This is a genomic window from Frateuria sp. (genome assembly GCF_035695185.1).
Classification (GTDB): Bacteria; Pseudomonadota; Gammaproteobacteria; order Xanthomonadales; family Rhodanobacteraceae; genus Frateuria_A.
The window spans coordinates 18,478-43,333 of the sequence record NZ_DASSES010000085.1; the positions used below are offsets into that span (position 1 = coordinate 18,478).

General features: G+C 71.1%; 23 protein-coding genes. 8 read left to right on the forward strand and 15 right to left on the reverse strand.

Annotation, left to right across the window (positions count from 1 at the left end):
- Nucleotides 1-29: 29 nt before the first annotated feature.
- Nucleotides 30-2,978 (forward strand): bifunctional diguanylate cyclase/phosphodiesterase, encoded by a 2,949-nt coding sequence (locus tag VFH59_RS05760; protein WP_325163932.1) that lies wholly within the window; start codon nt 30-32, stop codon nt 2,976-2,978.
- 144 nt (nt 2,979-3,122) lie between these two features.
- On the opposite strand, the gene VFH59_RS05765 is transcribed toward VFH59_RS05760, so the two are convergent.
- The 6 genes from VFH59_RS05765 to folE form a co-directional block, all read right to left on the reverse strand.
- A complete protein-coding gene (locus tag VFH59_RS05765; protein ID WP_325163933.1) occupies nt 3,123-4,781 on the reverse strand; it encodes an NAD(P)/FAD-dependent oxidoreductase in 1,659 nt (552 codons plus the stop codon).
- Between the two features lie 182 nt (nt 4,782-4,963).
- A complete protein-coding gene (locus VFH59_RS05770) occupies nt 4,964-5,176 on the reverse strand; it encodes a hypothetical protein (RefSeq protein ID WP_325163934.1) in 213 nt (70 codons plus the stop codon).
- Between the two features lie 165 nt (nt 5,177-5,341).
- On the reverse strand, nt 5,342-5,854 hold the full coding sequence (locus tag VFH59_RS05775; protein WP_325163935.1) for a DUF1993 domain-containing protein: 513 nt from the start codon (nt 5,852-5,854) through the stop codon (nt 5,342-5,344).
- A 14-nt stretch (nt 5,855-5,868) separates the two neighbouring features.
- A complete protein-coding gene (locus tag VFH59_RS05780; protein ID WP_325163936.1) occupies nt 5,869-7,179 on the reverse strand; it encodes a TCR/Tet family MFS transporter in 1,311 nt (436 codons plus the stop codon).
- Between the two features lie 154 nt (nt 7,180-7,333).
- Nucleotides 7,334-7,669: a hypothetical protein gene (locus VFH59_RS05785; RefSeq protein ID WP_325163937.1), complete on the reverse strand. Its 336-nt coding sequence runs from the start codon at nt 7,667-7,669 to the stop codon at nt 7,334-7,336.
- 120 nt (nt 7,670-7,789) lie between these two features.
- Complete coding sequence (folE, locus tag VFH59_RS05790) at nt 7,790-8,389, reverse strand: GTP cyclohydrolase I FolE (protein ID WP_325163938.1); 600 nt, start codon at nt 8,387-8,389, stop codon at nt 7,790-7,792.
- A gap of 118 nt (nt 8,390-8,507) precedes the next feature.
- Here folE and VFH59_RS05795 point away from each other — a divergent pair, with 118 nt between their 5' ends.
- Nucleotides 8,508-9,317, forward strand: a complete 810-nt coding sequence (locus VFH59_RS05795) for a class I SAM-dependent methyltransferase (protein ID WP_325163939.1) — start codon at nt 8,508-8,510, stop codon at nt 9,315-9,317.
- A 22-nt stretch (nt 9,318-9,339) separates the two neighbouring features.
- On the opposite strand, the gene rmuC is transcribed toward VFH59_RS05795, so the two are convergent.
- On the reverse strand, nt 9,340-10,782 hold the full coding sequence (gene rmuC / locus VFH59_RS05800) for a DNA recombination protein RmuC (protein ID WP_325163940.1): 1,443 nt from the start codon (nt 10,780-10,782) through the stop codon (nt 9,340-9,342).
- A 45-nt stretch (nt 10,783-10,827) separates the two neighbouring features.
- Nucleotides 10,828-11,898 carry a DNA topoisomerase IB gene (locus VFH59_RS05805; protein WP_325163941.1) on the reverse strand — a complete coding sequence of 357 codons (1,071 nt, stop codon included), beginning with the start codon at nt 11,896-11,898 and terminating at the stop codon, nt 10,828-10,830.
- 287 nt (nt 11,899-12,185) lie between these two features.
- Between VFH59_RS05805 and pgaA the strand changes: the two genes are divergently transcribed.
- The 4 genes from pgaA to pgaD are packed head-to-tail and all read left to right on the forward strand — an operon-like array spanning nt 12,186 to nt 17,797.
- On the forward strand, nt 12,186-14,237 hold the full coding sequence (gene pgaA, locus VFH59_RS05810) for a poly-beta-1,6 N-acetyl-D-glucosamine export porin PgaA (protein WP_325163942.1): 2,052 nt from the start codon (nt 12,186-12,188) through the stop codon (nt 14,235-14,237).
- 1 nt (nt 14,238) lies between these two features.
- Nucleotides 14,239-16,074 carry a poly-beta-1,6-N-acetyl-D-glucosamine N-deacetylase PgaB gene (gene pgaB, locus VFH59_RS05815; protein WP_325163943.1) on the forward strand — a complete coding sequence of 612 codons (1,836 nt, stop codon included), beginning with the start codon at nt 14,239-14,241 and terminating at the stop codon, nt 16,072-16,074.
- 29 nt (nt 16,075-16,103) lie between these two features.
- Nucleotides 16,104-17,333, forward strand: coding sequence for a poly-beta-1,6-N-acetyl-D-glucosamine synthase (pgaC, locus tag VFH59_RS05820; protein ID WP_325163958.1), 1,230 nt, complete (start codon nt 16,104-16,106; stop codon nt 17,331-17,333).
- On the forward strand, nt 17,330-17,797 hold the full coding sequence (gene pgaD, locus VFH59_RS05825) for a poly-beta-1,6-N-acetyl-D-glucosamine biosynthesis protein PgaD (RefSeq protein ID WP_325163944.1): 468 nt from the start codon (nt 17,330-17,332) through the stop codon (nt 17,795-17,797). Before pgaC ends, pgaD begins: the two co-directional genes overlap by 4 nt.
- A gap of 8 nt (nt 17,798-17,805) precedes the next feature.
- On the opposite strand, the gene VFH59_RS05830 is transcribed toward pgaD, so the two are convergent.
- The 4 genes from VFH59_RS05830 to VFH59_RS05845 all read right to left on the reverse strand — a co-directional run bounded on the left by VFH59_RS05830 (nt 17,806) and on the right by VFH59_RS05845 (nt 21,191).
- Nucleotides 17,806-18,993: a class I SAM-dependent rRNA methyltransferase gene (locus VFH59_RS05830; RefSeq protein ID WP_325163945.1), complete on the reverse strand. Its 1,188-nt coding sequence runs from the start codon at nt 18,991-18,993 to the stop codon at nt 17,806-17,808.
- A gap of 122 nt (nt 18,994-19,115) precedes the next feature.
- Nucleotides 19,116-19,550 carry a hypothetical protein gene (locus VFH59_RS05835; RefSeq protein WP_325163946.1) on the reverse strand — a complete coding sequence of 145 codons (435 nt, stop codon included), beginning with the start codon at nt 19,548-19,550 and terminating at the stop codon, nt 19,116-19,118.
- 68 nt (nt 19,551-19,618) lie between these two features.
- The gene (locus VFH59_RS05840; protein ID WP_325163947.1) at nt 19,619-20,566 is read right to left on the reverse strand and encodes a serine/threonine protein kinase; all 948 of its coding nucleotides are present in this window, start codon (nt 20,564-20,566) and stop codon (nt 19,619-19,621) included.
- A 187-nt stretch (nt 20,567-20,753) separates the two neighbouring features.
- A complete protein-coding gene (locus VFH59_RS05845; protein WP_325163948.1) occupies nt 20,754-21,191 on the reverse strand; it encodes a hotdog fold thioesterase in 438 nt (145 codons plus the stop codon).
- 30 nt (nt 21,192-21,221) lie between these two features.
- On the opposite strand from VFH59_RS05845, the gene VFH59_RS05850 reads away from it, so the two are divergent.
- Nucleotides 21,222-22,319, forward strand: coding sequence for a 2Fe-2S iron-sulfur cluster-binding protein (locus tag VFH59_RS05850; protein WP_414655854.1), 1,098 nt, complete (start codon nt 21,222-21,224; stop codon nt 22,317-22,319).
- Between the two features lie 12 nt (nt 22,320-22,331).
- Here the strand turns inward: VFH59_RS05850 and VFH59_RS05855 are convergent, their stop codons facing one another.
- From VFH59_RS05855 to VFH59_RS05865, 3 genes are all read right to left on the reverse strand, one after another.
- Complete coding sequence (locus VFH59_RS05855) at nt 22,332-22,775, reverse strand: rhodanese-like domain-containing protein (protein WP_325163949.1); 444 nt, start codon at nt 22,773-22,775, stop codon at nt 22,332-22,334.
- Between the two features lie 224 nt (nt 22,776-22,999).
- Nucleotides 23,000-23,413: a hypothetical protein gene (locus VFH59_RS05860; RefSeq protein WP_325163950.1), complete on the reverse strand. Its 414-nt coding sequence runs from the start codon at nt 23,411-23,413 to the stop codon at nt 23,000-23,002.
- A 25-nt stretch (nt 23,414-23,438) separates the two neighbouring features.
- Nucleotides 23,439-23,927 carry a YiiD C-terminal domain-containing protein gene (locus tag VFH59_RS05865; protein WP_325163951.1) on the reverse strand — a complete coding sequence of 163 codons (489 nt, stop codon included), beginning with the start codon at nt 23,925-23,927 and terminating at the stop codon, nt 23,439-23,441.
- 68 nt (nt 23,928-23,995) lie between these two features.
- Between VFH59_RS05865 and VFH59_RS05870 the strand changes: the two genes are divergently transcribed.
- Nucleotides 23,996-24,754 (forward strand): uroporphyrinogen-III synthase, encoded by a 759-nt coding sequence (locus tag VFH59_RS05870; RefSeq protein ID WP_325163952.1) that lies wholly within the window; start codon nt 23,996-23,998, stop codon nt 24,752-24,754.
- The last annotated feature ends 102 nt before the right edge of the window (nt 24,755-24,856 follow it).

A 24,856-nucleotide genomic window follows, 5' to 3' on the forward strand; every position in this document is an offset into this window, starting at 1 on the left:
GACCGGTTCCGGCGACGTGGGCTGCGCGGATGAGCTCTGCCCGCCCCACGCCCCTCGCGCCGTCGCAGGGCGACGAAGCGACCTGGCTGACCCGCCTGGTGGCGGCGATCACCCCCGGCGACGTCGCGATGGTCGTCGCCGCCTTTGCCCGGGACCTCGCCGGCTGCCGCGACGCCTTCGTGGCCTGGACCGGCAGCGGCCTCCCGCGTGCCTACAGCAGCAGCGGCCGTGCGCCGGACGACGAGCGTATCCGCCGCGCCCGCGCGCTGCTGGCATCGGGCACGCGGGGCGCCGTGCGCGAGGGGCAGGAGCTGGTCCTGCGCCTGCTGCCCCCGGAACGCGCGTTCCTGGTGCTCGAACTGGAGCGTGGCCAGGCGGCCGACCCGCTGCTCGCCCGGCTCGAACCGTTCCTGGCGCTGGCTGGCCCGTACATGCAGCGCGCCCAGAAGCTGGCCGACCTGGAGGATTCGCACAAGCAGCTGGCGCGTTCCGAACTGCTGCAGCGCGCGCTGTTCGCCATTGCCGACCTCGCCGGTTCGGACCTGGACATGCCCGAGATGCTCAAGCGCATCCACGGCATCATCAGCACGCTGATGTACGGCGAGAACTTCTTCATCGTGCGCAGTGACCCGGGCCAGGGCACGATGCGCTTCATCTACTACGCCGACGTCAAGGACACCGACGCGCCCGACACCAGCCAGGACGTACCGCTCCAGAGCCTGCGCAACTCGCTGACCTGGCACCTGCTCACCGGCGGCAAGGCCCTGATGGGTAGCCTGGAGCAGATCAGCCGGCAGGTGAGCGGCACCTTCTCGCCTTCCGGCCCGGAGGCCATCGACTGGCTGGGCGTGCCGATGCTGCGCGATGGCCAGGTGCACGGCGCGCTGGTGGTGCAGAGCTACCAGGCCGGCATCGGCTTCTCGGAGGACGACCGCGCGCTGCTGGAGTTCGTCGGCAGCCACGTGCTCACCGCGCTGGAACGCAAGCAGAGCAAGGACGAACTGGAGGCGCGCGTGCGCCTGCGCACGCAGGAACTGGCCGAGGCCAACCGCGGCCTGCAGCAGGAAGTGCTCGAGCGCCAGCGCGCCGAGCGACTGCAGGCGGCGCTGTACCACCTGGCGCAGCTGGCCACCGCCGACATCGACGAGAGGGAGTTCTACGAGCGCACGCACGCGGTGGTCGGCGAGCTGATCACCGCGGAGAACTTCTTCATCGCGCTGCTCTCGGACGACCGCCAGAAGCTGGTGTTCCCCTATTACGTCGACGCGGGCGTGCGCAAGGCGCAGGAGCGCCCGCTGGGCCGTGGCCTCTCCGAGTACGTGCTGCGCAGCGGGCAGCCGCTGCTGGCCTTCCACGAGGACACGTTGGAGCTCGCGCGGCGGGACGAGGTCGACCTGGTCCGCGTCGGTCGCCCGGCGGTGTGCTGGCTGGGCGTGCCGCTGCGGGTCGACGAGGAGGCGATCGGCCTGGTCGCGGTGCAGAGCTACACCTCCTCGGTCGACTACGACCAGGCCGACCAGGAACTGCTCACCTTCGCCGCGCTGCAGATCGCCAACAGCATCCATCGCCGCCGCGCCGCCGTCTCGCTGCAGCGCGCGTACGCCGAACTGGAACTGCGCGTGGCCGAACGCACCAAGGAGCTGCGCCAGGAGATCGCCGAACGCGAGCGCGTGCAGAGCCAGCTCAAGCACGAGGTGATGCACGATGCGCTCACCGGCCTGCCCAACCGCGGCTTCCTGCGCGACCGGCTCGAGCGCGTGCTGGGCATCCTGCAGCGCCAGCCGGGCCGCCGCTGCGCCCTCCTGTACCTGGACGTGGACCGCTTCAAGGTCATCAACGACAGCCTCGGCCACCTGGCCGGCGACGCCTTCCTCAAGGAGATCGCGCACCGCCTGCACGATTGCGTGCGCGAGCCCGACGTGGTGGCGCGACTGTCCGGTGACGAGTTCGCGATCCTGCTGGAGGACATCGAGATCCCCGCCGCCGCGGTGGCGGTCGCGCAGCGCGTGCTCGACGCGCTGAGCGTGCCGATGCAGATCGCCGGGCGCGAACTGGCGCCCTCGGCCAGCATGGGCATCGCGATCGGCGATGAAACCTACGTCACGGCGGACGAGGTGCTGCGCGATGCCGACATCGCGCTGTATCGCGCCAAGGAGCAGGGGCGCAAGCGCTACGAGCTGTTCGACGAGACGCTGGCCAAGAACGTCATCGACGTGCTGACCATGGAGGGCGAGTTGCGCCAGGCGATGGCGCGCGACGAGTTCGAGCCCTACCTGCAACCGTTCTGCCGACTGGCGGACGGTGCGGTGGTCGGCTACGAGGCGCTGCTGCGCTGGAACCATCCGGTGCTGGGCGTGCTGGGGCCGGCCGATTTCCTCAAGGTGGCGCACGACAGCGGGCACATCGAATCGATCGACTGGCGGCTGTTCGAGCGCGGTTGCGAGCGTTTCCTGGAGTTGGGCGCCACCGACACTTTCCTGACCTTCAACGTATCTGCCCTGCACCTGCGCCACGGGGACTTCGACGCGCGCCTGGTGCGCCTGCTCGAACGCACCGGACTGCCGCCCTGGCGACTGATCGTGGAAGTCACCGAGGGCTCGCTGCTGGACAATCCCGAGCAGGTGCGCACCATGCTCGAGCGCCTGCGCGCGATCGGCGTAGGCGCGGCGCTGGACGATTTCGGGACCGGCTATTCCTCGCTCAGCTACCTGCATTCGCTACCGCTGCGCATGCTCAAGATCGACCGTGCGTTCGTGCACGCGCTGGGCGAGGAGGAGCACGCCACCGCGACCACCGTGGTCGCCGCCATCCTGGCACTGGCGCGCGCGCTGAACATCCAGGTGATCGCCGAGGGCATCGAGACGCAGGCCCAGCGCGAGGCGCTGCTGGCGATGGGCTGCGAACTGGGGCAGGGCTACCTGCTCGGACATCCGGCGCCGATCGGGAAGTGGCTGGGGCGCGAGGGCCGCGCCGACTGAGTTCCCGCCAGACTTCTACGCCCTCGTCCCTCCGGGGAGAGGGCTGGGGTGAGGGGTCGCTCTTGCGACGCATTGCCTACGGAGCGGATGCGCAAACGGGGTTCCCGGCCCCTCACCCAACCCTTTTCCGGGAAGGGAGGGGCTTCAGGTCGCGCGGGGTTGTTCCGGCCCCGTGATCGCGAGCGCCACCGCCTCGGCCACGCGGATGCCGTCCACTGCGGCCGAAAGGATCCCGCCGGCATAACCGGCGCCTTCGCCGGCGGGAAACAGCCCGCGCGTGTTGAGGCTCTGGTAGTCGCCATCGTTGCGCTTGACCCGCACCGGCGAGGAAGTGCGCGTTTCCACGCCGGTCAGCATCGCATCGTGCATGGCGAAACCGCGGATCTGCCGGTCGAACATCGGCAGCGCCTCGCGGATCGCGCCGATCGCGTAGTCGGGCAAGGCGGGAGCCAGATCGGTCAGGTGCACACCCGGTTTGTACGACGGCAGCACCTCGCCGAACTCGCGCGAGGGCCGGCCGGCCAGGAAGTCGCCCACGCGCTGGCCCGGCGCGCTGTAGTCGCCGCCGCCCATGGCGAACGCTTGCGACTCCCAGTGCCGCTGCAGCGCGATCCCCGCCAGCGGCCCCTCGCCGTAGGGCGCGAAGTCCGCCGGCGTGATGCCGCACACGATCGCCGCATTCGCGTTGCGCTCGTTGCGCGAGTACTGGCTCATGCCGTTGGTCACCACCCGGCCGGGCTCCGAGGTGGCGGCGACCACGGTGCCGCCCGGGCACATGCAGAAGCTGTACACCGAGCGGCCGCTCTGGCCGGCCTTGTTGCCATGGTGGACCAGCTTGTAGTCCGCGGCGCCGAGGACCGGGTGGCCCGCCTGCGGACCGAAGCGCGCGCGGTCGATCAGCGACTGCGGGTGTTCGATGCGGAAGCCGATCGAGAACGGCTTGGCTTCCACGTAGACCCCGCGCGCGTGCAGCATTTCGAAGGTGTCGCGCGCGCTGTGGCCCACCGCCAGCACCACGTGGTCCGAGCGCAGCTCGCCGCCGTCGGCCAGCCGCACGCCGCGCACGTGGCGGGTGCCGTCGGCCGCGGTCTCGATCAGCAGGTCATCCACGCGCTGGTCGAAGCGGATCTCGCCGCCGAGCGCCCGGATCGTGCCGCGCATGTTTTCCACCATCGTCACGAGGCGAAAGGTGCCGATGTGCGGCTTGCTGACGTAGAGGATCTCCTCCGGTGCGCCGGCCTTGACGAACTCGGTCAGCACCTTGCGGCCGTGGTGGTGCGGGTCGGAGATCTGGCTGTGCAGCTTGCCGTCGGAGAAGGTGCCTGCGCCGCCCTCGCCGAACTGCACGTTCGACTCCGAGTGCAACTGGCGCTTGCGCCACAGGTCCCAGGTGTCCCGGGTGCGCTCGCGCACCGCCTTGCCCCGGTCGAGCACGATCGGGCGGAAGCCCATCTCGGCCAGGATCAGCGCCGCGAAGATGCCGCAGGGGCCGAAGCCGACCACGATCGGCCGATGCCCGGGCCGGGCCGGCGCCCGGGCGACCGGGTGGTAGGTCGTATCGGGCGTGGGCTGCACGTGGCGGTCGTCGGCGAAGCGGGCCAGGACGGCCGCTTCGTCGGCCACATCCACGTCCAGCGTGTAGATGAGCGCGATGGCGCCACGCTTGCGGGCATCGTAGCCCCGGCGGAATACGGTGAAACCGCGCAGCGCCGGGGCCGGCAGCTCGAGCCGCGCGAGGATCGCCGCCGCCAGGGCCGCGGGCGGATGGTCGAGCGGGAGCTTGAGGTCGGTCAGTCGCAGCATGGGTTCGCACGGATCAGGCGGCCACGACCGGGAGCGGTCGGGCTAGGCCGGGCCGCGTATTGTCCGTGCGTCGGGCGCGCCGGAACAAGGCGAGTCCGGGTGACGCGGCGCGGCAGGCGCTGCCATGGCCGGTCCGAACCGCCACCTGCGCGTCGCCGGGCGGTACTGACGCAGCACGCCACTCACGCCGCGAGGATGGTCAGGAACTGCTCGCCGGTGGCGTGCGGGTGCAACAGCACCACGCGCGTGCCGAACTTGCGCGCCGCGGGCGTACACAGCTGGCCGTCGTCGGTGACGATCGCCAGCGGCGTGGGATGACGCGCGTCCAGCGGGCGCTTGAAGACCAGCCCGTGCTGCGGGCCGCCGGCGATGATGCATTCGTAGAAGCTGTCCATGGATCTGCTCGAGGTTTCGGGAAACTCGCGCAGGGACAAGCAGGGGTCGCGCCATGCATCGACGGCGAATGTGCGCGCCGTCACGCTTCGCGACGTGCCGGAAAACCGGCGCTTCGCGCGCGTTCAGTCCGGCGCGACGGCGTACCGTCGCGCCGGGCGGGGCGCCTACTGCTGCGCGCCGGCGATGAAGTCGGTCTTGCCCAGTTCCGCACCCGCCTCGCGCAGGATCACGTAGGTGGTCGTGCAGTGGAAGTACAGGTTCGGCAGGACGAAGGTGAACAGGTAATCCTGGCCCGTGAAGTCCAGTTCGCCGTTGCGCATCTTCAGGTGGATCTGGCGACCCTCGCTGCCGTCGATCTGGTCGGCCTGGAAGCCCTGCACGTAGTCGATCGCGCGCCGGATGCGCGCATGGAGCTGGTCGAGCGTGGCCTCGTTGTCCTCGAACGATGCCGGTTCCACGCCGGCCAGGCGGGCGGCACCGCGCGCGGCCATGTCGCAGGCGATCTGCACCTGCTTGACCAGCGGCAGCATGTCGGGGATCAGGCGGGTGCCCAGCAGCACCTCGTCGGTCACGCCTTTGGCGCGGGCGTGCGCCTCACCCTTCTTCAGCACGTGGCCGAGGTTGGACAGTGCGCGCACGAACACGGGAACGGAGGCCTGGTACATCGAAAGCGTCATGGAAAACTCCAGCGTCAGTGGGAGGAATCGTGCGGTAACGCGCCGGGGGCGCCGACGCCGTCCCGGGTGGCTCCGGCGGCCGCCGGCGGCGCGGTGCGAGCGGTCACGCGCGCCGCGATGACCGTGCCGGCGGCGAGCAGCAGCGCCGACAGCACGAAAGCCAGGCCCGGCAGATGCACCGGCGAGGCGGGCGCGATCGAGAAGGCAAACACCTGCGCGAACAGGTACGGCCCGAAAATGCCGGCGAAGCTGCCCAGGCTGGTGATCGCGCCTTGCAGGCGGCCTTGTTCGGAGGGGTCCACCTGATGCGTCATGATGGCCTGGATCGGCGGCCCGGACAGGCTCCACAGGGCCATCAGCGGAATCCCCGCAAGAAACAGCCAGCCCTGTTTCGCCACGCCCATCAGCAGGAACGCGCCGATGCCGCAGGCCATGCCCGCCAGCAACACCCGGCGCTCGCCGAAGCGTGGCGTCAGCCGGCCGGTGAGGAAGGCCTGCACCGAGCCGTCGCAGGCACCCACCAGCATCAGCACGAAGCCCACCGCCTGCGGACCCCAGCCGTAGCGGTAGTCCGCATAGAGCACGAAGGTGGTCTGCAGCACGTAATGCGCCAGGTAGACCAGGAACATCACCACGCCCAGGCCCAGCACCTGCGGGTAGCGCCGCAGCAGCTTGAGCGATCCGAGCGGATGCGCGCTGTGCAACTCGAAGCGCGGCGTGCGGCGTTCCTTCGGCAGCGACTCGGGCAGGATGAGGAAGCCGTACAGGAAGTTGCACAGCGCCAGCGCGCCGGCGACCCAGAACGGCAACCGCAGCGAGATGTCACCGAGGAAGCCGCCCAGCCCGGGCCCTACGATGAAGCCCAGCCCGAACGCACCGCCCAGCATGCCGTAGGCGGCCGCGCGTTTTTCCCTCGGCGTGATGTCGGCGATGTAGGCGTTGGCGGTGGTGAAGCTCGCCGCGGTCATGCCCAGCAGGGTACGGCTGACGAACAGCAGCCACAGCGTGGGCGCCAGCGCGAGCACCACGAAATCGATGGCCAGGCCCAGGTTCGAGATCAGGATCACCGGCCGCCGCCCGTAGCGGTCCGACAGCGCGCCCTGCACCGGCGAGAACGCGAACTGGACCACCGCGAACACGGTCGAGAACACCCCCACCCACCAGGCGGCCCTGGCAATGCCGCCGCCGGCCAGCTGTTCGATCAGGTGCGGCAGCACCGGGATCACGATGCCGAACGCCAGCATGTCGAGCAGTACGGTCACGAAGATGAAGGCCACCGCCGCGCGGCGGCGCGAGTCGCTGAGTGCGGTGTGGGTCGGGTCCATGGGGCTCACTGGCGGGCAAGCGCGCACGATACCCCATCGAAGCGCCCGGATTGCTGCGCGGGAAGCAACGCCGGCGTGCGCCGGGAGCGCCAAAGCCGGCGCCGGCCCGCGGGGCCACCGGGCCTTCCGGGAGCGTCGGTGCCACCGTGCGCAACTAGCGCGGCGGGAGCGCCATCTCCCGAGCACTGAGAAAGCCGTCGCCGTCGCGATCCATCCGTCGGAACTGCGCCCGCAGGTCGGCCTGGAAGGCGGCCAGCGTGCGCGGCGTCCGGCGCGGCCCGGCTGGCAGCTCCGCGGCCTCCAGCACGCCGTCGCGGTTGGCGTCCAGCGCCCGGAAGCCGGCGCTCAGGTAGTCGACGTACTCCTGCGGCCCGATGCGGCCGTCGCCATCCTGGTCGAACCGTGCCAGGTAGGCGGCCACGCTGGAGGGATAGTCGTCCGCATGGGCGATCGCGCAGAGCAGGACCAGCAGCGGGAGCAGGCGGCGCATCGAGGCATTGGAGCAGGCCGCCCGTCGCAGTGGCAAGCGCCGCACGCGAGTTGCCCGATCCGCGATCGTCAGCCGGTTGTGGCCGGCGCGCTTGGCCTACAGCGCGCGGCCGGCGGAACGTCAGCGCGCGCCGCGGATCCCGATGAACTCGAGGAATTCCGACCGGGTGCGCGCGTCGTCACGGAACGCGCCCAGCATCTGGCTGGTCACCATGGAGACGCCCCGCTTGTGCACGCCACGGGTGGTCATGCACTCGTGGCTGGCATCCACCACCACGGCCACGCCGGTCGGCTGCAGGGTTTCCTGGATGCAGTGGGCGATCTGCGCGGTGAGCTTCTCCTGCACCTGGAAGCGGCGCGCATAGCCTTCCACCACGCGGGCGAGCTTGCTGATGCCGACGACGCGGTTGGTCGGCAGGTAGCCCACGTGGGCGCGGCCGATGATCGGCGCCATGTGATGTTCGCAATGGCTCTCGAACTCGATGTCGCGCAGCACCACCATCTCGTCGTAGCCCTCGACCTCCTTGAACGTGCGCTTGAGGAACTCCGACGGATCCTCCGCGTAGCCGGAGAACCAGTCGCGGTAGGCCTTGACCACGCGACGGGGCGTATCGAGCAGGCCCTCGCGCGCAGGATCGTCGCCGGCCCAGCGCAGCAGCGTGCGTACTGCCTCCTCGGCCTGCTCGCGGGTGACGTCGTCGGGCTTGTGGGGGTCGCTCATGCGGGACTGCCGTGGCTTGCGGGGGCGCCAGTTTAGCGTTATGAAGTCCGGTGGAAAAACGCCACTGGCTTCATGGCTGGCTGCACCGAAGCACCCTGGATGAATGCGAGGACCGCATATGAAAGTCCTGAGGGCCACCGAGAACCAGCTCCACAAGTTCCGTTTCCTGCGCAAGGCCGATGCCCCTTTCTGGGTCATGGCGAAGTATTACGCGCTGCACACGTCCCACTATTTCGCCAACCGGCATCGCCACAAAGGCTATCGCGCGAGGAAGCTGGAATTCCGCCAGCTGAAGGAAACGCTCAGCCTGGACAGCGACTGGTTCACCGGGAACATTCCCACCTGGCTCAGGTTCTTCGATGAGCAGAACCTGTATGCCCGACCGCACCTGGATTGCCTGGAAATCGGAAGCTGGCAGGGCCTGTCGGCCTATTTCCTGCTGAGCCAGCTCGCCAATGCGCGCCTCACTTGCGTCGACACCTGGGAGGGTGCCGACGAACACAAGGCAGGCAAGGCCAAGGGCAAGACCGTGCTTTCGAGGATCGAACAGAGCTTCGACGCCAACCTTGCCGTCTTCGGCGAACGGGTCCGCAAATACAAGGGCACCTCGTTCGACTTCTTCGCCGAACACTTCCGGCCCTCTGTGTTCGACCTGATCTACGTCGATGGCTCGCACCACAGCGACGACGTCATCGTCGATGCGATCAAGTGCTTCGAAATGCTGAAGGTCGGCGGGGTGATGGTGTTCGACGACTACTTCTGGCGCTATTACGACCGGGTCATCGACAACCCGGCGGGCGCCCTGAACATGTTCCTGAGGCTGAAGCTGCACCAGCTGGAAATCATCGGTTTCGACTACCAGCTGGTGATCAGGAAGACGGCCGATTCGGCCCGGTTTGCCGAGGAGGCGGCCGCAGTGGCCGGATAGGGACGCGGGTGCGGCGTCCGCGCTAGAGCGTGTCCTCCTCGAGATCCGCGTCCAGTTCGGGCACTACGCCCAGCAACTCCTGGGTGACCTCACCCGACAGCGTCTCCACGCCGCGCAGCTTGCGCTCGATGGCGCGCGTGCGCACGCCGGTGGCGTCGATGTGCCTGCCTGCCTCGTCCAGCTTCTTCTTCACCTTGTCCAGCACGTCGCCGAACTTGCCGAACTCGGTCTTCACCGCGCCCAGGATGTTCCACACCTCCGAGCTGCGCTTGGCGATGGCCAGAGTACGGAAGCCCATCTGCAGGCTGTTGAGCAGGGCGCTCAACGTGGTCGGCCCGGCCACCACGACCCGGTGCTCGCGCTGCAGCAGTTCGAACAGGCCGGGGCGGCGGATCACCTCGGCATACAGGCCTTCGGTGGGCAGGAACAATACGGCGAAGTCGGTGGTGTGCGGCACCGACACGTACTTGGCCTTGATCCGCTTGGCCTCCTCGCACACGCGCAGCTCCAGCGCGCGGCCGGCCACGGCGGCCGCCTCGGCATCGGCCAGTTCCTGCGCTTCGAGCAGGCGTTGGTAGTCCTCGACCGGGAACTTGGCATCGATTGGCAGGTAGAGCCTGTCGACGTCGCCCTGGCCGGGCATGCGGATGGCGAACTCCACCCGCTCGTTGGAGCCGGGCACGGTGATCACGTTCGATTCGTACTGCTCGGTGGTGAGCAACTGTTCCAGCAGTGCGCCCAACTGCACCTCGCCCAGGATGCCGCGGCTCTTGACGTTGCTGAGCACGCGCTTCAGGTCGCCTACGCCGCTGGCCAGGCTCTGCATCTCGCCCAGCCCGCGCTGCACGGCTTCGAGCCGCTCGGACACCAGCTGGAAGGACTGCCCCAGGCGCGCTTCGAGCGTGCTCTGCAGCTTCTCGTCGACGGTGGCGCGCATCTGCTCCAGCTTGGCGGCGTTGTCGTCCTGCAGCGCCTTGAGCCGGGCTTCCAGGGTCGCGCGCACTTCGCCCATGCGCTTTTCGTTGTCCGCGGTGAGCGCGGCCAGCTGCTGGCGCTGCTGGTCGCTGGCGCGGGCCAGGGTGAGACCGACCTCCTCGCGGCTCTTGCGGGCATCGTCGGTGAGGCGCTGGGCGAGCGCCTGCAGGCCGGCGTCGGTGCGCGCGGTGAGACCTTCCAGGCGTTGGCCAAAGCCGTCGATGCGTTCGGCCTGCTCGCGCGAGATGCCGGCCAGCTGCTCCGCGACGTGGCCGCGGAAGCGGTCGAAGCCCTGCTGCAGCTCCTCGCGGCCGGCACGCTGCTCCTCGCGCAGCGTGCGCTCGAGGCGCTCGCCGTCGTGCTTGAGCGCGTCCAGGCGGAGGGCCAGGCCCTCGTCGTCGCGGCCGCGGCGCATCAGCACCACCTGCAGGGCGAGGATGGCCAGGCTGGTCAAGAGCAGCAGGGCGAGGAGGATGTCGGCAAGGGGCATGGCAGGTTCCGGCAAGTTACCTGCCCAAGTTTACCCGCCGCCGTCTCAACCGCCGCGACGCCCGGGCCCGAGGCGGCGCCGCAGGAAGCGCAGGGTCGCCTTTTCCAGCTGGCGCGCATGCGCGGCGCAGGCCGGGGTGACCGCCCGCTGCAGGCTGCCGTCGCGCCAGCCCTCGAACACTTCCGGGTGGATATAGGACTTGCGGCAGACCGCCGGCGTGTTGCCGAGCACCTCGGCGACCTGCCTGACCGCCTCGACCAGGGCGTGACGGCGGGCGCGCTCGCCCCCCTTTTCCGGCAGCGGCGTGCACGCCAGCACGCCGGCCGCGTGGGCGGTGCCGCCCCAGGTGCGGAAGTCCTTGGCGCTGAATGCCTCGCCGCAGGCGTCGTGCAGGTAGTCGTTGACCATGCCCGAGTCGATCGGCTGGCGTTCCCCCGCGTCGTCGAGATACTGGAACAGCCGCTGCCCGGGTAGCTGCTGTACGCGGCGCACGATCCGCGCGAGCCGGCGATCGTCCAGCTCGACTTCCTGCTCCTGCCCGCTCTTGCCGCGAAACGAGAAACGCAGGCGGCCGCGCACCACGCGCAGGTGCCGCGAGCGCAAGGTGGTCAGGCCGTAGCTCCGGTTGTCGCGGGCGTAGCTCTCGTTGCCGACGCGGATCAGCGTCTCGTCCAGCAGGCGCACCAGCAGGGCCAGTACCTTCTCGCGGGGCAGCCCGGATCGCGCGAGGTCCTGGCGGGTACGCCGGCGCAACCCCGGCAGCGCGGCGCCGAAGGCCAGGATGCGGTCGAACTTGCCGTGGTCGCGCAACGCGCGCCAGTCGGGGTGGTAGCGGTACTGCTTGCGCCCGCGGGCGTCGCGCCCGGTGGCCTGCAGGTGGCCGTGCGGGTCGGCGCAGATCCACACGTCTTCGTAGGCCGGTGGGATCGCCAGTGCGCGGATGCGCGCCAGTTCGGACTTGTCGGTCAGCGGCCGGCCGTCCGGGTCGCGATAGGCGAAACCCTTGCCCCGGTGCAGCCGGCGAATGCCGGGCTGCGCATCGCTGACGTAGACCAGTCCGGCCGCACGCACCTCGGCACGCAGGCCGGGATCGGGTTCGCTCGGACGGGTGCTCATCGGACTGAAGTGTGGCGAGCCCGCCGATCAACGCGGTGTGCACGGGCCCTTGCGTCCTGGAGCCCCGCGGACGGGCAGCCGGGCTCCGGGATGCGGTCGGGCGGGGAGGCTGCATGTCAGCCGACGGCCGGCGCCGCGGAGCTTCGCCGGGTGGCCGTCTGGACGGCCAAGCGGTGTAAAAAATATGTGATAGAGTTCACGAAAAACGGACCGTGAACCGATCGGGCAGCCGGCCGGCTGACGGGCTGGATGCCGGCGCGCCGGACAGGAGCAGGGGGAAAACGGCAATGCCCATTCAAGGCCCCATTCCGGCGGGCTGCCGGCGCCTTGCGCTCGTCACGGCGGTGTGCGCGGCACTGTCGGCCACACCCGCCGTGGCCGGTGCCGCCTCGGGCGACGTCGCCGCGACCATCGACCAGCTGCGGGCATCGGGGCAATGGACCCGCGCCCTGGCGCTGTGCGAGAGCGCGCTGCGCGATCACCCCGATGACGCGGCATTGCTGCGCCGGCAGGTGGCGATCCTGGCCGACGCCGGCGCGGCCAGCCGCGCGCGCGAACTGGCCCGGGCCCTGCCGGCCGACCCTGCGCTGCTGGCCCGGCTGGATGCCGACGTGGCGGCGCAGCGCGCCCGCCGCGCGGTGCGCGACCCGGTGGCACCCGGCGCCGATCCCTACGCGGCCGCCGACACGGCAGTACGCCAGCTCGACGCGGTCATTGCCCGCCACGCCAACGCGCCGGCGATCGTCCGCCGCGCCTGGCTCGACCGGCTGGTCGCCCTGCACGGCGCCGACCGCGACGCCGAGGTGGTGGCCGCCTATGACGCCATGGGCCCGGCCGAACGCGACGCCCTGCCGGCCTACGTGCTGCGACCGCTGGCTGAAGCCCTGCTGGACCGCGAGCGGCCGGAGGAGGCCGTCCGCCTGCTCGAGCGCGCCGGTCCGGTGGCACCGGGGAGCATCCCCGAAGGCGAATCCGATCCGGCCATCGCGCTGATGTACGCCTACAGCGAGGCCGGGCAGTACGAGCCGGCACGCCGCACCATCGACGCGGCCTGTGCAGCGCAGCCGGTCTGGCTGCACGAGCCGGGGCAGTCCGCGCCGGTGGCCAACCCGCACCGCAGCGAGGATGACCTCAACGCCGCCCTCCTGCGCGGTTACGCCGGCCTGCTCGCCGAGGCCGAGGCGCGGCTCGCCGCGGGCGTGCGCGAGGCGCCGGCCAGCGCGTCCTGGCGGCGCGAACTGGGCAACAACGAACGCAGCCGCGGCTGGCCCCGTCGGGCCGAACAGGATCTTGCGATCGCGCGGGGGCTGGATCCGCAGGACCTCGGCGCGCGGCTGGGCCTGCTCGAGACGCACCGCGACCTGGGCGATCTTGCGGGCGTCGAGCCGGAACTGGATGCGCTCGAGTCGCGCTATCCACGCAATGCGCAGGTGCAGCGTGCACGCCGCGCCTGGGATCGCCAGCGCGGCTGGCAGTTCGACCTGGCGCAGACGTTCGGTCGCGGCAACACCCCCGATTACGGCGACCGCGACCAGGACACCCTGGCCACGCTCGCCTCGCCGCTGCTCGCCGGGCATTGGCGCATCTACGGTGTCGCCCGGCATGCGCAGGCTTCGCTGCCCGAGGGCGACGCCCATCGCACCGACGCCGGCGTCGGCCTGCGGGGCCAGTGGCGCGGCGTGCAGGCCTACCTGCAGGCGCTGCCCACGCGCGGCACCGGCGACGACCCGACCGCGCTGGAGGCGGGCTTCGACTGGGCGATCGGCGACCACTGGGCGTGGAGCGCGGACGCCAGCAGCGCCGGCGCCGACATCCCGCTGCGTGCCCGCTACTACGGCATCCACGGCCGCACGCTGGACAGCACCGTGCAGTGGCGTGCCAGCGATCTGCTCGGCGCCCGGCTGGGCCTGCAGGCGGCCAACTTCAGCGACGGCAACCGTCGCCGCGCCGCGGACCTCGCGCTCGGTGGCCGCGTGCTCACGCGCCCGCGCCTGCAGCTGGAGCTGGGGGCCGACCTGTACGCCTCGCACAACACGCTGGCCGATACCGCCTACTTCAACCCACGCCGGGACGGCGCCGCGACGGTGACCGCGCACCTGGACCACGTGCTGGCCGAGCGCTACGGGCGCAGCTGGCACCAGCTCGTCGACGTGGCGGTGGGCAGCTACGCGCAGCAGGGTTACGCCCCCGGGTGGGTGGCCGAGGTCGGCTACGGCCAGGCCTGGCAGCCGCGCGAGGGGCTCGGCCTGGGCTGGCGGCTCGGCTGGCACAGCCAGCCCTACGACGGCCGCCGCGAGACGCGCGCCACGCTCGAACTGACCCTGCATTGGGGGGAGTGACATGCGCCACCTGATCCTCGCCCTGCTGCTGCTCGTCGCCGCGCCGGTCCATGCCGGGCGGCTGGCGATCCTGAGCTACCACGACATTCGCGACCCGGCGCAGGGCCCGGGCACCGACCCGGATGCGACCAGCCTGGACCACCTGGTCGGCCATCTCGAATACCTGCACGCCAACGGCTGGACCGCGGTGAGCGCGGCGCAGGTGCGTGCCGCCGGACACGGTGGGCCGGCGCTGCCGGACAAGGCGTTCCTGCTCACCTTCGACGACGGACTGGAGAGCTTCTACACGCGCGTCTACCCGCTGCTGCAGGCCTACCACTATCCCGCGTTGCTCGCGCTCGTGACCGGCTGGATCGAGACCCCGCCGGGGGACCGGCTGGACTACAACGGCCGCGACTGCGACGCCGCCTGCTTCGTCAGCTGGGCGCAGGTGCGCGAGATGCAGCGCTCCGGCCTGGTCGAGATCGCCTCGCATACCGACGCGCTGCACGAGGGCATCGTCGGCAACCCGCAGGGCAACCTGCTGCCCGCGGCGGTGACCCGCCGCTACGATCCGGCCAGCGGTACCTACGAGAGCGAGGCCGCCTGGCGCGCGCGCATCACCGACGACCTCGCGCGCAGCGTGGCGGCGATCCGCGAGCACACCGGCGTGGCGCCGCAGGCGATCGCGTGGCCCTACGGTGCGTACAACCGCCCGGCGCGCGAGATCGCCGCGCGGCTCGGCATGGCGATGTCGCTGACGCTGGCCGACGACGTGCCCGACCCGGCGCGCGACCGCACCCTGCCACGGCTGCTGCTGGGCGGCGACCCGGGCGTGGCGGACCTGGCCTGGCAACTGTTGCCCGTCCATGAGGTCGAGCCGCGCCGGGTGGTGCAGGTCGACCTGGACTACGTCTACGACCCGGATCCGGCGCAGCGCGAGCGCAACCTCTCGCAGCTGCTCGACCGGATCAAGCGCATGCGGATCGACCAGGTCTGGCTGCAGGCCTACGCCGATCCGGACGGCGACGGCGTGGCGGACGCGCTGTACTTCCCCAACCGGCACCTGCCGATGCGGGCGGACCTGTTCTCGCGCGTGGCCTGGCAGCTGCAGACCCGTGCCGGCGTGCATGTCTATGCCTGGATGCCGTCGCTGGCGTTCCGCCCGCGCGCGAACGATCCGGTGGCCACGCTGGTACTCGCGGGCCAGGGCAAGGACGTGGCCCGGCTCGATCCCTCGCAGCCGGCCGTGCGGCAGTGGGTCGGCGACCTCTACGAGGATCTGGCCAGCCACGCGAAGTTCGACGGCCTGCTGTTTTCCGACGACGCACTGCTGCGCGACACCGACCGGCTGCACGACGCGCCGCCGCCCGGGCCGGCGCGCACGGCATGGCTGGTCGACTACACCCATGCACTGGTCGAGCGCGCCCGCCGCTGGCGGCCGCAGCTGCGCACCGCCCGCAACCTGTTCGCCGCGCCGGTGCTCGAGCGCAAGGCCGAGGCATGGTTCGCGCAGTCGCTGCCGGCCTTCGCGGCGGGCTACGACGAAGTGGGCCTGATGGCGATGCCGCAGCTCGATGGCGCCAGGCCGGACAAGGCCTGGTTCGGGCGCCTCGCGGCGGCCGTCGCCGCGGTGCCGGGCGCGCGCGGGAAAACGGTGTTCGAACTGGCCGCCGAAGACTGGCGCACCCACCAGCCAATCGACACGGACACGCTGCTCGCGCGCATGCGCCAGCTGCAGGTCCACGGTGCGCTGCACCTGGGCTACTACCCGGACGATTTCCCGGCCGACCACCCCGAGCTCGAACGCATCCGCCCGGGGATCTCCTCGGCCACCTATCCGTACAAGGAGCGCTGATCGTGGAAACGACGCATCACGCCCTGTCGATGCTGCTGGACTTCGCCTTCTACTACCCGCTGGTCATGTCGATGCTGTGGATGAGCGGCAGCATCCTCTACTTCCTGCGCTGGGAGCGCCGGCAGCCGCCACGCACCGAGCCCGAGGCGCTGGCCGAGCAGCCGCCGATCAGCATCCTGGTGCCTTGCCACAACGAGGGCACGCACATCCGCGAGACGATCGGGCAACTGGCGCGCCAGCGCTGGCCGGAGTTCGAGATCATCGCGGTCAACGACGGCTCCACCGACGACACCGGCGCGCTGCTGGACGCGCTCGCCGCCGAGGTGCCGCAGCTGCGGGTGATCCACTTCGCCAGCAACCAGGGCAAGGCGATGGGCCTGCGCATGGCGGCGCTGGCCGCGCGCCACGAGTTCCTGGTGTGCATCGACGGCGACACCCTGCTGGACGAACACGCCGCGCACTGGATGATGCGCCACCTGCTGGACAGCCCGCGCGTGGGCGCGGTGACCGGCAACCCGCGCATCCGCAACCGCTCGACGTTGCTGGGCAAGCTGCAGGTCGGCGAGTTCTCCTCGATCATCGGCCTGATCAAGCGCGCCCAGCGCGTGTACGGACGCATCTTCACGGTGTCGGGCGTGATCGCGGCGTTCCGCAAGCGCGCGCTGCTGGACGTCGGCTACTGGAACGTCGACATGGTCACCGAGGACATCGACGTCAGCTGGCGGCTGCAGATGCGCCACTGGGACGTGCGCTACGAACCCAACGCGCTGTGCTGGCTGCTCACCCCCGAGACCGTGCACGGTCTGTGGCGCCAGCGCCTGCGCTGGGCCCAGGGCGGCAGCGAAGTGCTGCTGCGCTATGCCGGCGGGCTGTTCAACTGGCGCCGCCGGCGCATGTGGCCGGTGGCGCTGGAATACCTGCTCAGCCTGGTGTGGGCCTACCTGATGCTGGTGGTGGTCGCGCTGTGGGCAGTGGGCAAGTTCGTGCCGCTGCCGCCGGGCCTGGCGGTCCCCAGCCTGCTGCCGCGCTGGCACGGGGTGATCCTTGGGCTGACCTGCCTGACCCAGTTCCTGCTCAGCCTGGTGATCGACCGGCGCTACGAGATGCGCATCGGGCGCAACTACTACTGGATGATCTGGTACCCGATCGCCTACTGGATGATCAACACGCTGACCACCGTGGTCGCGTTTCCCAGGGCGCTGCTCAAGCGCCGCGGCGTGCGCGCGGTGTGGGTCAGCCCGGACCGGGGGCTGCGATGAAAGCCGAAGGATTCCTGATCCAGAACGAGCGCCGGCGCACGCCGGCCAAGCGCGCGCTGTCCTCGCTGGCGACCCTGGTGGCGTGGATGCTGTGGCTGTACCTGTGGCTGCCGGTGCTCACGCTGGTGGCCTGGCTGGCCGGCCTGCGCACCGCCTGGGTGGAGCTGTCGGCCGAGGCGTATGCCAACCAGACCTCCGACCTGCTGGCGATCCTCGGCTACGCACTGGTCTGCGCCGTGGTGTTCGCCAGCTGGGCCTATTACAACCAGGCCCGCTTCGCCCATCGCACCCGGCGCCGGCACGGGCCGGCGGCGGTCACCCTTGCCGAGGAAGCGATGGCGCTGGACGTCGACCCCCGCGAGGCCCAGGCCATGCGCGCCCAGCGCCACAGCACGCTGGTATTCGACCGGGACGCGCGGCCGGTGGTGCGGCGCTCGGCGGATCGTGAGCCCGAGCCCGCCTGAGGGCGGGATCACTCCACCCGGCAGAACACCGCCTTGAGGTAGCGACCCTCCGGCACGTCGGCGCGCACCGGGTGGTCGGCCCCGGCGCCGGTCACCTGCAGCACCTGGATCTCGCGGCCGGCGTTGAGCGCCACGCGGCGCAGCATTTCCAGGAAATCCGCCTCGGCGACCAGGCCGGTGCACGAGCAGGTCAGCAGCAGCCCGCCGGGCGGGATCACGTCCAGCGCCAGCCGGTTCATGGCGAAGTACTTCTTCAGCGCGTCGAACATCTTGTTGCGGTCGCGCGTGAGCTTGGCCGGGTCCAGGATCACCGCGTCGTACCGCTCGCCGCGGGCGGCGGCCTCGCGCAGCCAGTCGAAGATGTCCGCCTGCTGGAAGTCGACCGTCAGCCCATTGGCCGCGGCGTTGGCGCGGGCGATTTCCAGGATTCCCGCGTCCATGTCCACGCCGGTCGCCTCGCGCGCACCGGCCGCCATCGCATGCACCGCGAAGCCACCGGAGTTGCAGCACAGGTCGAGCACGCGCCGGCCGCGCGCGAATTCCGCGAAACGGCGGCGGTTCTCGCGCTGGTCGGCGAAGAAGCCGGTCTTGTGGCCCAGGCCCGGCGCCGCGTGGAAGGCCAGTGCGTGTTCGTGCACCTGCACCGGCGCGGGCGGCTCGGGGCTGCGGCAGTCGAAGGATTCCTGCTTCTGCACGTGGCTCTCGGCGAACCAGTACAGCCGGGCACCGGGGAAGTGCTCGAGCAGCGCGGCGTGGATCGCCTCGCGGAACTTCCACATGCCGGCGGCGAAGTACTCGATCACCAGGATGTCCGCGTAACGGTCGACCACCAGGCCGGAGAGGCCGTCGCCCTCGCTGTGCACCACGCGCCAGGCGTCGCTGGCGCGGTCCAGCTGCAGCAGCTCGCGGCGCAGCTGGACGGCCCGCGTGATGCGCCTGGCGATCCAGGCCGCGTCGATCGTTTCGGTAGGGTCGTTGGTGAGCAGGCGCAGCGCGATGCGCGCATGGCCGTTCCAGAAACCGCGGCCGACGAAGCGGTCCTTGCTGTCCAGCACCTCGACCACGCTGCCCGGCGGCAGCCGCTGCTCGGGCTTGTAGACCTGTGCCGACCACACCCACGGGTGGCCCGGCGCACGGTCGGATTTGAGGCGGATGCGCGGCAGCGCGGCGGGATCGTGCGGGGAAGGCGTGTTCATCGCGCCATGATACCGGTGCAGCACCCGGCACCTGTAGGAGCGCACCCGTGCGCGCCCGTCACGTCACGCCGCAGAGCGAGGCAGGGCAGGGCGGTCGCGCACGGGTGCGTCCTCCGACACCGCTAGCGCAACCTGAGGATCAGCCAGGACACCACCGCGAGCAGGTTCACGCCGATGCGCGAGACCGCCGGCCCGGCCATCGCCAGCACGAAGCCCTGCGTGCCGATGTTCCAGTCCAGCCACGGCCGCGCCAGGTGGAAGGTGGTGTGGATGTTGAGGTAGGCACCCGCATGCAGCGCGTAGCTGAATACCGGCGTGGCGATCAACGGCAGCTGCAGCAGCTGCGCCACGCGCGAGAAGGTCACGCCGCGATCGCTGCCCTCGACCAGCCACACGCCCGCCAGCAGCACGAAGCCGAAGGCGAGCAGGGCGAGCAGCGCGTGCAGGGCATCGTAGGTCGAACCCATCGCCAGCAGGCGCCGCAGCGCACCCGCGGCGCCGTACAGGCCGCCGGCGATTTCGAGGATGCCGATCAGGCGGAAGAGGAAGCTGCGCATCGAGAGGGATTCCGGGCACGGTTGGCGAAGCGCGGAGTGTGCCGTGTTTGCGCAGCGCCGTCTGCGACTCACACCAGCGCGTCGGCCAGCCCTTGCAGGTCGGTGACGTGCTGCTCCCACCAGCGCGGCTCGGCGGCGAACGGAAACGCCGCCGGGAACGCCGGATCGGCCCAGCGCTCGGCGATCCAGCCGGCATGGTGGACCTGGCGCATGGCGCGCAGGGCCGGGACCAGCGCGAGCTCGGCCGGATCGAAATCGCGCATGCTGGCGTAGCCCTCCAGCAGCGCGGCCATGGCGCCATCGTCGTGCGCGAGCATCCACAGGTCCTGCACCGCGGGCCCGGTGCGCGCATCGTCCAGGTCTACGAAGTGCGGGCCGGCGTCGGTCCACAGCAGGTTGCCCGGGTGGCAGTCGCCGTGCAGGCGCAGCTGGCGTACCGGGCCGACCACATCCACGCGCGTGGCCACCGCGTCGTCTAGGCGGCGCATGGCGTCGCGGTAGGCATCGGCCAGGTGCGGCGGCAGCAGGGGCGAGGCCAGCGCGGCCTGCGCCGGGCGTTCGATCAGCGTCGCGCGGTCGATGCGCTCGCGGTGCCGGAACGGCATGCGCGAGCCGACCACGTGCAGGCGCGCGATCAGGCGTCCCAGCCATTCCAGCTGCGCGGCCGATTCGAGCGAGGGCGCGCGGCCGCCGCGGCGGGGGTAGAGCGCGTAGCGGTAGCCGCCATGTTCGTGCAGGGTGCGCCCGTCGAACGCCAGCGGTGCCACCACCGGCAGTTCGTCCCCCGCCAGCTCGCGGGCGAAGGCGTGCTCCTCGCCGATCGCCGCATCGCTCCAGCGGCCGGGCCGGTAGAACTTGGCGATCACCGGCGCGGCGTCCTCGATGCCGACCTGCCAGACGCGGTTCTCGTAGCTGTTGAGCGCGAGCAGGCGACCGTCCGGCCACAGGCCGCAGGCGCCGACGGCGTCCAGGACCAGATCGGGGGTCAGGTTCGCGTAAGGGGCTTCCGCGCTCATGCTTCTGGCTCCCTCTCCCCCACGGGGAGAGGGCTGGGGTGAGGGGTCGCTCGTACGCCAGTACTCCACCGGTGAGCGGCTTCTTCCCGGGCGCTCCGGCGATCGTTTCCCGCGAGCCCCGGCCCCTCGCCCCGACCCTTTCCCCGGAGGAGAGAGGGAGCAAAGCGAGCCTGCTCCGGCCCGTAGTTCACCGCACCACCGCCCGCCGTGGCACCACCGCCATGGTCAGCCGCGAGATGCACACCAGCGCGCCGCCCTCGTCCTCGATGCGGATCTCCCACACCTGCGTGGAGCGCCCCAGGTGCAGCGCCTTTGCCGTGCCCGTGACGGCGCCCGAACGCACGCCTCGCACGTGGTTGGCATTGATGTCCAGCCCCACCGCCACCTCCTGTTCGGGATCGAGCGTGAGCAGCGCGGCCGTGCTGCCCAGGGTCTCGGCCAGCGCCACCGAGGCGCCGCCATGGAGCAGCCCGAACGGCTGGTGCGTGCGCTCGTCCACCGGCATGGTGCCGGTCAGCGAGTCCTCGCCGATCGCGGTGATGCGGATGCCGAGTACCTGCATCAGCGTGTTCTCGCTCCAGCGGTTGACGCGATCGAGGTCGGGTGGCTGCTTCCAGATCGCCATGGGGGCGGTCGCTCCAGGGGAAAGCGTGCATTGTCCGTCCACGGCGGTCGCGGCGACAATGCGCGGGTGTTCACCATCACCCTCCAGAGTTCCGGCCGCACGTTTCCCGCCGCGCCGGGCGAAACCGTGCTCGAGGCGGCGCAACGCGCCGGTATCGCGCTGCCGTATTCGTGTCGCGCCGGCGTGTGCGGCAGCTGCAAGGCCACGCTGCTGGCCGGGCAGTGCAACTACCCGCGCAACCCGCCGGTCGCGCTGAGCGGCAGCGCCGTGGCGCGCCACGCGATCCTGCTGTGCCAGGCCGTGCCGGCCAGCGACCTGACGATCGCCGCGCGCGAGGTCACCTCGGTGGAGGACATCGCGCGTCGCCGGCTCGCCGTCGAGGTGGCGGACAAGCGGCCGCTGGCACCGGATGTCACCGGCCTGGTGCTCAGGCCCGTGCCCGGCGAGGGGCCGCTCAACTGGTTGCCCGGCCAGTACCTGGACGTGCTGCTGGAGGAAGGGCGGCGCCGGCCGTTCTCGATCGCCAGCGGGCCGAGGGAGGACGGCAGCATTGAACTGCACGTGCGCCACGTCGCCGGCGGCGGCTTCACCTCGTGGGTGCACGAAGGGCTGGCGATCGGCGCGCGGCTGCACATCGAAGGACCGCTGGGCACCTTCGTGCCGCGCGAGGATTCCGAGCGCGCGATGGTCTTCATGGCCGGCGGCACCGGCTTCGCCCCGGTCAAGGCGATCGTCGAGCACTTCCTGGCGCTGGGCACCCGCCGGCCGATGGCGTTGTACTGGGGCGCGCGCAACGCGGGCGACCTGTACTTGCGCGGGCTGGCCGAACGCTGGGCGCGCGAGGCGCCGAACCTGAGCTTTCACCCGGTGCTGTCCGATCCGGAACAGGCCGCCGCGACGGGCCTGCGCGCCGGCCTGGTGCACGAGGCGGTGCTGGAGGACCAGCCGGACCTGTCCGGCCACGAGGTCTACATGAGCGGTCCGCCTGCGATGATCGACGCCGGCCGGCAGATGTTCGCCGAGGCGGGCCTGCCCGATGACCGGCTCTACTTCGATTCGTTCGAGTACGCGCCGGACGTGCTGGCGCAGATCCTGGCCGGCCGCGCCGGCATCGGCGAACAGCGCTAGCCGGCGACCGGCCTACTTGTTGCCCTTGGCCAGCGGCAGCTGGGCCTGCTGCCAGGCCAGCACGCCCCCACCCAGCGTGTAGACCCGGGTGAAGCCGGCCTTGACCAGCCGCTGGGCGGCCCGGTCGGAGCCGCGGCCGTCCTTGTCCATCACCACCACCGGCAGGTCCCTGGCCTTGGCCAGGTCCTTGTGCTCGGGGTCGAACTGGCTGGGCAGCACGTGGCGCGCGCCGGGCACGTGCATCTTCTCGAAGTCGGCGCGGGCGGACAGATCCACCAGCAGCGGACTCTCGCGATTGATCAGTAGGGTCAGCCCGCCAGGGGTGAGCTCCTTGTACTTGCGCAGCAGGCGACCGAATTCCATCGCCACCAGCGCGACCAGGATGATCACGAACAGCGCCGACAGCGCGAGGTGGTTGCCCACGAAGGTGGGGAGCTTGTGCAGGAAGTCGTTCATGGCGGGCCCGGCCGGATGCGCAAACCGGCGATTATCCGGGAGGGGGGCGGCGGGCGCAAAGGTGCCGCTTCTGAGCCCTACCCCTCCGGGGAGAGGTTCGGGTGGGGGGCGGGGCTCGCAGGGAAGTCCGCCACCGCATCAGGGCCGCAGGTGTGTCTTGCGCAAGAGCGGCCCTTACCCCCGCCTCCTCTCTGACCGAAACGGGAGAAGGGGAGCAAAAACCGCTATTCCCGCGTGATGTCCGGCAACCCGCTCATCAGCCACCAGCGCTTCTTCTGCGGGTCGTAGCGCCACAGCTGCCGGTCGATCACCGTCCGCTCGGACTGCGTGTTCAGGTTGACCAGGCCGATCTGCACCACCTGGCGGACCTGGTTCTCGCCCTCCGGCACCGGGCCGGCGCCCTCGTCGTAGCCGGTCACGCGCACCTGGGCATACCTGGCCAGGTCCAGCGCGCTCGGCGGGTTGGCCGCGCGCACGGCGGGATCGACGAACTGCTGCGCGCTCTGGAAATCGCCCCAGCGCAGCGTGCCGGCATAGGCGCTGAGGGTGGTGATCAGCGTCTGGTTGCGCTGGTCGGTGGCGCAACCGGCGCAGAGCAGGGCGACGAACGCGAGCAGCGGAAACAGGTGGCGGCGCATGGTGGATTCCCCCGGGAACGAGGCCTCATTGTGCCCCAGCGCGCCGCTTGGCGACGAAGCGCGCCTCCAGCGTCGCGGCCGGGCGATCGGCGCTCCCGGGCACGCTGCAGCGCACGTCGATGCGGGCCTTGCCGCGCTCGGCCAGGGTGTCGAAGAAGGCGCTGAAACCGGCACCCTCGGCGAGCCGGGCCTCGGCGCGGAAGTCGCTCCAGACGGGCTCGAGGTAGCGCAGGTGCGAGTCGCCGACGAACACGTCGCAGTCCTCGCCGCGCCGCTGCAGCTCGAGCTCGACCAGCGCCCAGCCGGCCAGCGTCATCAGGCTGGCAAGGCTGCCGCCGAACGCGCAGCCCTTGTCGTTGACGTTGGGTGCCAGCGGCGCGGCGAGGGCCAGGCCGTCCTCGCCGTAGTGATGCAGGCGCAGGTCCATGGCGCGGGCGAGCGGAATCTTGTCGCGGATGAAGCGGAGCAGGTCGTCGGCGAGCAGCTGGGAATCGGCAGTCACGGCAGGCAGCATCGAGGGGGAAGGCGGCCAGTGTAGCGAGCGGCTTACACTGCCCGCCTCTGGACTGCACGGGTTGCGCGGTGCCTAACGCTTCCACCTCCGGCGACCTCGCGGGCCGCGTGATCGTCATCACCCGGCCGGCCGGCACGGCCTCGTCCTTCGCCCGCACGGTGCGCGATCGGGGCGGTGTGCCACTGCTGCTGCCGGGTCTGGCGCTGCGTGCCCGCGACGACATCGAGGCGGCGCGCGCCCAACTGCGCGAGGCGCTGCGCGACGACGACCGGGTGCTCTTCACCAGCCCGGCCGCCGTGCGCTTCGCCGCCGCGCTGGCACCGCTGCGCACGCGCGCCACGGTGCTGGCGGTCGGGCAGGGCACCGCCGCCGCGCTGCGCCGACGGGGCCTGATCGTGCAGGCACCCACGCGGCGGCAGGACAGCGAGGGCCTGCTCGACCTGCCCGCGCTGCGCGAGGTGCAGGGCCGTGGCGTGGCGCTGGTCGGTGCGCCCGGCGGACGGGGCCTGCTGCAGCAGCGCCTGGCCGACGGTGGCGCCCGCGTGCGCGAGGTGTGGGTCTATCGGCGTACCGCGCCCCGGCTGGATCGCCGGCATGTCGAGGCGCTGCGGCGGTTGCGGCGCGGCGCCCGCGTGCTGCTGTCCAGCGCGCAGGCCCTGGCCAACCTGCGCGACGGCCTGCCGCCGGAGGCCTGGTCGCGCCTGTGCGCGGCCGTCGCTATCGTCAGCAGTGAACGCCTGGAAGCGACCGCCCGCGAGGCGGGCTTCCGCCACGTGCGCCGCGCGGCCTCGGCAATGCCGGCCGACCTCCTGGCCGCCGCCCGCTGACCTGCCCGGCCGCGATCGGGGGCCACGCGCCGTCGCCTTCTACAGCCCCCGGCGCAGGCTTCACGCCCGTCATGCGAACCCCGCCATGCGGGCTGCTAGCAT